The 6,510-nt window shown below is 55.6% G+C and carries 10 protein-coding genes; 5 read left to right on the top strand and 5 right to left on the bottom strand.

The window, feature by feature from the left end; genetic code table 11:
• The first annotated feature begins 696 nt into the window (after positions 1 to 696).
• The 4 genes from H0Z09_RS12935 to H0Z09_RS12950 all read left to right on the top strand — a co-directional run bounded on the left by H0Z09_RS12935 (position 697) and on the right by H0Z09_RS12950 (position 3,136).
• On the top strand, positions 697 to 1,308 hold the full coding sequence (locus tag H0Z09_RS12935; RefSeq protein ID WP_186690967.1) for a chemotaxis protein CheB: 612 nt from the start codon (positions 697 to 699) through the stop codon (positions 1,306 to 1,308).
• Between the two features lie 11 nt (positions 1,309 to 1,319).
• On the top strand, positions 1,320 to 2,012 hold the full coding sequence (locus H0Z09_RS12940) for a YetF domain-containing protein (RefSeq protein WP_186690968.1): 693 nt from the start codon (positions 1,320 to 1,322) through the stop codon (positions 2,010 to 2,012).
• A gap of 72 nt (positions 2,013 to 2,084) precedes the next feature.
• Positions 2,085 to 2,462, top strand: coding sequence for a hypothetical protein (locus H0Z09_RS12945; RefSeq protein ID WP_186690969.1), 378 nt, complete (start codon positions 2,085 to 2,087; stop codon positions 2,460 to 2,462).
• 422 nt (positions 2,463 to 2,884) lie between these two features.
• Entirely contained in the window at positions 2,885 to 3,136 is a 252-nt protein-coding gene (locus tag H0Z09_RS12950; protein WP_186690970.1) for a hypothetical protein, read from the top strand.
• Positions 3,137 to 3,208: 72 nt separating this feature from the next.
• Here the strand turns inward: H0Z09_RS12950 and H0Z09_RS12955 are convergent, their stop codons facing one another.
• Positions 3,209 to 3,955 (bottom strand): NAD(P)-binding domain-containing protein, encoded by a 747-nt coding sequence (locus H0Z09_RS12955; protein ID WP_186690971.1) that lies wholly within the window; start codon positions 3,953 to 3,955, stop codon positions 3,209 to 3,211.
• Between the two features lie 103 nt (positions 3,956 to 4,058).
• Here H0Z09_RS12955 and H0Z09_RS12960 point away from each other — a divergent pair, with 103 nt between their 5' ends.
• The gene (locus H0Z09_RS12960; protein WP_186690972.1) at positions 4,059 to 4,412 is read left to right on the top strand and encodes a helix-turn-helix domain-containing protein; all 354 of its coding nucleotides are present in this window, start codon (positions 4,059 to 4,061) and stop codon (positions 4,410 to 4,412) included.
• Between the two features lie 136 nt (positions 4,413 to 4,548).
• Here the strand turns inward: H0Z09_RS12960 and H0Z09_RS12965 are convergent, their stop codons facing one another.
• The 4 genes from H0Z09_RS12965 to H0Z09_RS27325 form a co-directional block, all read right to left on the bottom strand.
• Positions 4,549 to 4,797, bottom strand: coding sequence for a hypothetical protein (locus H0Z09_RS12965; protein WP_189672151.1), 249 nt, complete (start codon positions 4,795 to 4,797; stop codon positions 4,549 to 4,551).
• Entirely contained in the window at positions 4,794 to 5,831 is a 1,038-nt protein-coding gene (locus tag H0Z09_RS12970; RefSeq protein WP_186690973.1) for a chemotaxis protein CheB, read from the bottom strand. Before H0Z09_RS12970 ends, H0Z09_RS12965 begins: the two co-directional genes overlap by 4 nt.
• 264 nt (positions 5,832 to 6,095) lie before the next feature.
• The gene (locus H0Z09_RS12975) at positions 6,096 to 6,257 is read right to left on the bottom strand and encodes a hypothetical protein (RefSeq protein WP_186690981.1); all 162 of its coding nucleotides are present in this window, start codon (positions 6,255 to 6,257) and stop codon (positions 6,096 to 6,098) included.
• Positions 6,258 to 6,293: 36 nt separating this feature from the next.
• A partial coding sequence (locus H0Z09_RS27325; RefSeq protein ID WP_238340236.1) for a hypothetical protein occupies positions 6,294 to 6,510 on the bottom strand: 217 nt, incomplete at its 5' end.

Below are 6,510 nucleotides of genomic sequence, written 5' to 3' on the forward strand. Positions count from 1 at the left end.
GGGTGGCCCGCACCGACGTCTATATCGCGGGCCAGTCGAATCGTCGCACCGCCGCTGCCGCAAAGGAGCGCTGATTGCAACTTGGATGTGTTGATCCAGGGAGAATGCTGCTGAACCTAAACCAGGAAATGAGTTAAAAGGTTTGCCCCTTTATAAAGTGAATCGTTGGCTCTCAAGACTAAGCCTGCTTGCTGCCCGAGTGTGAAAATACCGTTCTTTGTCATGCTGAGAATCAGCGTCACCAAATTAAGATGTTGCTTCGCATACGTTCCCTGTCCAAGGGCTATAGTGTGCGACTCTCTGCGAGCATATTTCAGAAACTTTGTTCTAACGCGTCTTTCGGCCTGGCTAAGCATTTGGTTGAAACCCTGAAAATTGTGTACTGCCCCTCCTGTTGTATGCCCCTTTATGGTTTATAGCGATAGTAGCAATAAGACACTGCATGATTAGCCGCGATGTGCCCCTCCCCCCTAGAGCGCTAAACGCCTGGCAAGCCATGCCCAAGGTTCACTCCAGCACTTTAATGGAGCGCGCATAGGCTGCCTGATAAAGGTGGGTTCGACCATAAATCACGCGCACACGGTAGACGTCCGGGACTGAAACGCTAAACTCGGTGGCATGGCATCAACCGGTCCCTTTCCTGATCGCTACACCTCGTGCCAAAGACTACCGATAAGCCCCCAAGCAGGAGAGAAAATGATGTCAGACAATAGTGTCCAGCACAGAGACATCATTGTTATCGGCGGGTCAGAGGGAAGTATTGAACCATTGAAAGAAATACTCGGTGGTCTGCCAGCGCACTTCCCTGCGGCAATTTTGATCGTTTTGCATACGCACTCTTCAAGCCCAAAGATGATGGCGACCATTCTTCAGCAATCCTCATCCATGCCGGTCGCTTATGGCGAACAGGGCGACGCTATCCTGCCTGGCCGTGTCTACCTGGCTCCGCCCGACAAACACCTTGAGGTTTCGGCTTCTGGCCTGGTTTGTTTAAGTGACGGACCGAAAGTGAATTTCAGCAGGCCAGCAGTCGACCGTCTGTTTCAGACCGCTGCTGACGTCTTCGGCCCCCGAGTGATCAGCGTGATCCTGTCCGGCAATGGGGCTGATGGAGCGCACGGAGCGATTGCCATTGGGGCGGTGGGTGGTTTGAACCTCGTTCAAGACCCGAACGATGCTAACGTAGCGAGTATGCCTGCTGAAGCCATCGATAAGGATGACCCGGACCTCCTGGTCGACGTCAAAGCACTGGCAACCATTCTGCTTCACGCAGTCGAGCGCTCTTACGGGCCGATTGCTCTAAATTGACAGAGGCAATGATGTCACCCTTCGATCTCCAGCGGATGTTGATAGATGAGTTCCCTCTGTCGTTTTTGTTAGAGGTTGGCTTGCGAGCAACCTTTGCCTTTATTGCTGTTTTTCTATTCTTAAAATCAAGCGGCAGGCGTGGCATAAGGCAGCTATCACTCTTTGAGCTCGTCGTTATCCTGACACTGGGCTCGGCTGCCGGGGATGTGTCGTTCTACCACGACGTTCCGCTGTTGCCGGTTGCCATGGTTTTTCTAACGCTGCTGCTCCTTTATCGCACTACCGTGCTGATCATGACGAAGAGCAAGACATTTGAAGCGTGGATTGATGGTTTGCCTGTGACGGTTATCAGCGAAGGCCAGTACGAGCTCAAATCGCTGGAGAAGCTGAACATCTCAGCGAGCGAGTTGCTGATGGAATTGCGGCAACAAGGCGTTGAACACCTGGGCCAGGTGAGGTTGGGGCTAGTGGAGACTGACGGCGATATCAGCCTCTATTTCTATGACCAGGAAGATCTACGGCCTGGGTTATCCGTCCTTCCGGTGGAGCACCGCCCAGAGTTCAAGACAGCACCGACTTCTGCGCTCTATTGCTGCGTGAATTGCGGTTTCACTGTGCATCTTCAGGAAGAACAAGGTGCACATTGCCTGCGATGCGATCAAGACATCTGGTCAACAGCGTTAAGCAGCCGAAGATGCAGGTGATGGTATCCGCCACTCTCCCGCCACTTGGCATTGCCTCCCCTCTAACACATTGATCGAAGAGCAACGCCAATAATGAAAACTCAGGCACCCTGCTACGTGCTGTTTACGGTAATGCTTTCAGTGTTCTGCCAACCCGTCCTGGCGTCATCGTGGCAAATCTGCAGGATGGAGTTGCGTATTACCGATACCGTGACAAAACCATTTCCACAGTTGCAGGCTGAGATACTGAAAGTAAGCGCAAAGACGGCCACCGTGATCTGCCCGGAACAAGGCGCGACTATCCTGTTTACGCCGGAAACTTCGGACTACCAGGCCGTGCTTCCACGCCGGACCTGGCCCAAAAAAGGGCAAGTAGTGCGCATTGATTACCGGTACCTGGATGGCATCTGTAAAGGCGACGGCAAGGACTACCCGTGCCGCATCAAGCACTACCCGCTGCCGGGGCACTGAACGCTGAAACAGCTCCCCCACTATAAATCCGATGTCAGAGCCGAAAGCACCGTGCATCAATAGTCCCCGTAGAAATTTTGAATTAGCCAGTTGCCCGCCCGGTCAAGAATTATAAACGCGATAAATCTGACGAGGTGACAGCAATGACTATCCAGGCAGAGACACTCGTACAACTGACCGAAGCACTGCAAGAGCGGGGGATGAAACTGGTTTCAGATGTCCATTTCACCCGTGCGCCCTATCGACACAACCATCTCTGGATCTGTACCGTCGAGTAATGACGCACTCTTGCAACGTTGAGCGGGATGGGATCGTTATTTTTTGAACGCAGCCACCTTCCATGAATCTCCTAGATCAGAGAGCATGCAGCTCCGGATAATGGCGTTAAGCCAGTAATGCCTTGTGTGTGTTTGGAGTAAAAAATGGTCGATTTCAAAAAACAGCTTCCCGTTTCGATTAGTCGCCAAGCGGACAAAATCATGGCGGAAATTCAAAAGTCCGGGTCGATGATCATGGCGGTCAAGGCCGGCGCGAGAGCGAACGGTTTTGTGCTGGGCCTGCAGTGCTCGGCCAGCATCACGGACGATGCGGCGCAGTTGCTTCAAACCGAGTTTGATATTTCCACCGAAATAAAGCTCAAGGAGCTTTCGATCTGGACTGCGCCTCAGCATTAGGGTCGTGGGCCGCTCTTGATCTAGGGGGTTGGATGCGGGGTTGCCTGAGATCGCTCTCGTTGCCCGAAAGCATCAATCCATAGGGTTGAACGAGCGGTTCATGGCTACAACCTCGCCATGACTGGCGTTGGCCCCGAGCTTTGCAAAGTGCTTGGGCAACTCATCTCGCTTTGCTGCTGCCTGCCCTTTAACAGCCATCAAAAGCGCTTTGCGCATAGTCGCCGCGTCATAGTCGCAGCAGTAACTTGGCGTGGATGGTTGTTGCCTCCAGGACTCCTCAAGTAAACCTCCATCGACCGGGTCGAAGCCAGCTTCACTCACCAGAGACATTACTGTTTCTTTCGCTTTGGGATCGTCACCTGCCACAGCTGCTGCCAAGCGTCCTGGGCTACCCTTAGGAAGGCCTAGCTCTGCCAATGTATAAGCCAGCACGTTGTTGAAGCCCTTGATCACAGGCCGTCCAATCTGTTTGGCAACCCAGACGCTTTCAGTCATTCCATCATCAAGTTCTGCAATGCGGGGGTCACGCAACCCAGGGTAGTAATTGCTGGTGTCCACCACTGGGACGCTGTCAGGTACAGAGCTGAACAAATCAGAAGGAAGCGCACTCAAAGCAGGCAGCGGTATGGACAGCACGACCAAATCGACCCCGTTAACCGCGCCCCGAACATCGACAGGTTCGGCGCCTATCTCTTCGGCAAACGCGCGCACGCCGCTGACGCCTTTCGAATTCGCAACGCGGATATCATGACCAGCAGCTTTAAGCTTACGGGCGATGGTGGCGCCGATGTTACCAGTTCCAATGATGCCGATTTTCATGAACTAAGCCTCAATAATCGTATGTCTTGCACCGATTCTAGAGCGCTGATGTGATAATGGTAAGTACCCACCAAAAGGTGTGTAACCCACTGTTGAGAAAGAAATGGAACGGGACTGGAATTGCGGTGATCCGCAAAATCGTCGGAATTGGGCTGAGGCAACGACCGAAACTCTTCGCGTGCTGGAGGGGAAGTGGAAGATCATCATCCTGTGCCAGCTTTTCGCGGCGAAGGGAGCGCTTCGGTTCTCGGATATAGAGAGGCTGATCGAAGGGATCAATCAGAAGATGCTGATTCAACAGCTCAAGCAGCTAGAAAGGGACGGTATCGTGCTGCGGACGGTGTACCCGCAGGTGCCGCCTAAAGTGGAGTACCAGCTTACGGATATCGGCCACGCACTCGGGCCCTCAATACAGGCATTGATAGAATGGGCGGAAATGAGGCGCGACCAACCCTGAGCGCAACCGTGCTTCGAAGCACTCACACGCCTAAGCGTCCGGCGCCCCTCGACTGTCGAGATGGGATCGCCGGACGCTTACCGTCGGCTGCTGGCTTATCAACGTTGAAGGGCGGGACACATTATTATTATGGAAGCTAGAACTTGGGCCCATCACCCGTGGCTTCAGCCAGGGTAGCCAGCGTCTCTTCCATGCGGGTTATCTCGTCTTGAAGCTTCTGGAAGACCAAGCGGAACGCGCCGTCCACGTCCACGGTTTGATGACCCCGCAGTGAACCTGCTCGTTCTTCCTGCGCGCGCTCCAGAGCGGTCACGCTTTCTCGTAGCGCCAAGAGTTGGGCAAAGATCGCCGCGACTTGTTCACGGCTGTCAGTGTCGATGTTCATTTCGGCGTTTGCGCGCGGCTGGACGACACGGGGCGCAGCGTTGTTACCAACGCGCGCAGGGTATCCTTGTGGCCCTCAAGGCCTTCGCTCGCCAGTTCGTACTCTTTTACCGCGCCCGTTCGCCCGACAGCTTTGCTGCTTTGAATCTGCCGACCGAGCAGTAACTGCTTTTCGTGCATGGCGCGAATGGCCACCCACAGCGCTTCCTCGATCACGCCGTTCTGGCCATGAAACAACGCAGCCGAGGTATAGCTGTGGCCGGTATGGCAACGAAAGCGCGGCGGTGCGGCGCCCAGCTCCCATAACGAGCCGCCGCATTCCGGGCACGATACGCCCGAGACCTTGCCTATCGCGTCCAGGGCATAGGCCCCGCCTGAACTGAGGTCTTCAGTCAGATCGTTTTCAGTCGCGTAGGGCTCGATACGCTTGGGCTCCCCGGGCGCGTGCGCTTCGGGCGCGCGCTGCTGAACCAGGCGGCCAAGGGCGCTGCCCAGCTCATCGAGCGGCAAGCAAGCGTCCACCTCCACATGACGCAGAGCGTTCATCGGCATCGAGGGCGCTTCGGCTGTCTCGGGGTCCTGGACATACACCCTGCCCCCGTAGGCCTTGATCGCTTGAAGGCCGACCACGCCGTCGTCAAGCTCGCCGGTGAGGATCACGCCAATGGCTCCCTCTGCGTAGCTGATCGCAGCGGAGCGAAACATCGGGTCAATCGCAGGGCGGGAGTAATTTTCCTTGGCGCCGCGGACCAACTGCAGCGAGCCGCGCTTGATCAGCAGGTGCTGGTCCGGTGGCGCCACATAGACCCGGCCGTTCTTTGGGCTTTCTCCAGACAAGGCAAAGTCGATGTCCAATGAGCTCGCCTTAGCCAGCAGGCTCGGCAGCAGGCTGGGTTGATCGCCGATATGCATGGTGATGAAAACCGCGGCCCGCAGATCGCTCGGCAGCTGGGCCAGCAATGTGCGCAATGCCATTAAACCGCCGCTGGACGCGCCGATCACGATGATTTGGTCAACCGGGTTATCTTGATGCATCAGATATGTCCTTGCTGTGACTGTGCCGCCGGTGCACAGGTTGAAACTGCGGCCTCACGCTGAACATTTCGATAAGCCACGTGCCTCGCGCGGTGCCATTGGGCGACCGTCTTGTTAGTTCTGATAGGTGTGCGGCCGGGAAGGTTCGGAAAAATTCACCGGGCGTGGAGAACGCCCGTTCGACCGGCGCTTAGCCATCGTCCCGGCCACTGTGGGGCAGCGGCCGGAATGAGGCCGGCGGGTGCTTCGGATTACAAAGGACCGTCAGTTGTCAGGATGCTCGCTCACGACCGAATCGGCAGCATCCACATCGGACATGTCCTCTTCAAGAGGTGCCTCGTCGTCCGGCGGCAACGGGATATTGTCCTCATCGCGCTCAGGATCATGCCCGGCTTCGTTAGCGAGGGCGTTTTCATTGCTGTGCATATTGACTCTCCTTGCTGATGCTCGGGATATCCGCGCTTACACTTGAGAGACGGCACGCCATTGAGAGTGCCGGGCTTTAGACGAATGGCCAAATAAAAAGCGCCACGCTGTTTTTCTTTGGGAGCTGGCTTGCCTGCGATGCACATAGGTATCTACACATTTTGTAGTGAGCGGGCTTGTCCCGCGCTGGGTGGCGAAGCCGCCCCAATAAAGACACCGCGCAGTTTCAGACAAACCCAATTCGCCTGGTTTG

The organism is Pseudomonas sp. SWRI18 (genome assembly GCF_014268345.1).
Classification (GTDB): domain Bacteria; phylum Pseudomonadota; class Gammaproteobacteria; order Pseudomonadales; family Pseudomonadaceae; genus Aquipseudomonas; species Aquipseudomonas cedrina.